The sequence below is a fragment of the Actinomadura formosensis NBRC 14204 genome (assembly GCF_001552155.1).
Classification (GTDB): domain Bacteria; phylum Actinomycetota; class Actinomycetes; order Streptosporangiales; family Streptosporangiaceae; genus Spirillospora; species Spirillospora formosensis.
Map to the genome: position 1 here is coordinate 1 of NZ_BCQQ01000276.1, position 1,532 is coordinate 1,532.

Annotated in this window: 1 protein-coding gene; it reads right to left on the reverse strand. The window is 67.0% G+C overall.

The window, feature by feature from the left end:
- Positions 1–77: 77 nt before the first annotated feature.
- The coding region (locus AF1_RS32475) for an IS110 family RNA-guided transposase (RefSeq protein ID WP_217999876.1) at positions 78–1,532 on the reverse strand (1,455 nt) is incomplete at its 5' end.

Below are 1,532 nucleotides of genomic sequence, written 5' to 3' on the forward strand. Positions count from 1 at the left end.
CTGAACGGAAAATGGAACCCCAGCCGGGCAGGCGTCAGCGTCCGTTCTGCGGGAGCGGAACGGTTGCTCAACTGCGGTCAGGCTGCTGGTTCGAGGGTGACCTGGTGGCCGAGGGCTTGGAGTTGGCGGACGAGGTCGCGGGTTTTGCGGGTGGGGTTGAGATGGCGTTGGTGCCAGTCGGGGCCGAGTTCTTGGTAGTGGGTGTCGGGGTCGTTGATCAGGTGCCAGGTGATGACGAGGATGGAGCGGGCGACGGCGACGATGGCCTTGGCGTGGCCGCGGCGTTTGACGATGCGCCGGTAGCGGGCGCCGAGGAAGGTGTCGGTGCGTGCGGCGGCGGTGGCGGCTTCGCCGAGGGCTCCTTTGAGCCAGGGGTTTCCTTGTCCGGCGGGACCGGCGGTGTTCTTGGCTCCGGACTGAATGGTTCTGGGGCATAGCTTCGCCCACGAGACCAGGTGCTCGGGAGTGGGGAAGCGGCTCATGTCCAGGCCGATCTCCGCGAGGATGATGTGGGCGGTGGTCGCTCCGACGCCTGGGATGTTGTCTAGGCGTTCGGCCACGTCGGCTGCGGTGTGGCCAGGGGTGGTGTCGGTTCCGGACGTGATAGCGGCCGGGGCGTCATCGTGCGGGCCGGTGATCTCTCCCAGGGTCTGGGTGATCAGCCGATCGAGTTCGCCGAGTTGTGCGGTGAGGTGGTCGACGGTGCCCAGCAGGATCCGCAGCAGGTGGGCGTGATGGTCCTCGAACTGTCCGGTGAGGGCCTCGGTGAGGGGCTGTGTCTTTTTGACCAGGCTGCCCTTGGCCAGGTCCGCCAGAGTCCGGGGGTTGCGTTCGCCGGCGACCAGTGCGTCCAGCATGGACCGGCCCGAAACACCGAAGAGGTCCGAGACGACATCGGACAACTTGATCTGCGCGTCTTGGAGGGCCTTGTCCACCCGGTGCTTGTGACGGGTGCGTTCCTGGACGAAGACGGTGCGGGTGCGGGTGAGGTCCCGCAGTTGACGGACCGGTTTCGGGGGCACGAACGAGGCCCGCACCATGCCGCGTTCGGCGAGTTTGGCCAGCCAGACCGCGTCCAGCTTGTCGGTCTTGGGCCGCCCGGGGACGTTCTTGACATCACGCGCGTTGACCAGCCAGCACTCCAGCCCCCGGTTCTCCAGAAGGTAGAAGAAGGGCCGCCAGTAGCTGCCCGTCGCCTCCATCACCACGCGTTGGACGCCCTGGCAGACCAGCCGGTCACCCAGTTCCAGGATCGAGTTCGTGGTCGAGGAGACATTCCAGACCTGCTGGACCCGCCGGCCCTCGATGGTGTCGTGCGGGACTCGCAGACAGACCATGCCCGATGCCTTGGCGATATCGATCGCCGCGACCCGGGCTACCGTTCCGTCGTCGTGATCCTCTCCGGTTTCCTGCATGGTCTTCCTCCCCTTTGCCGATCGTGCGGGCGGGGCCGCCCGGGGGGCCTGAGGGGAAACGGAGAAGCTGAACGGCGTGCTCAAGGCGACAGTGTGCGGCCCCTCGGACGGCTCCCT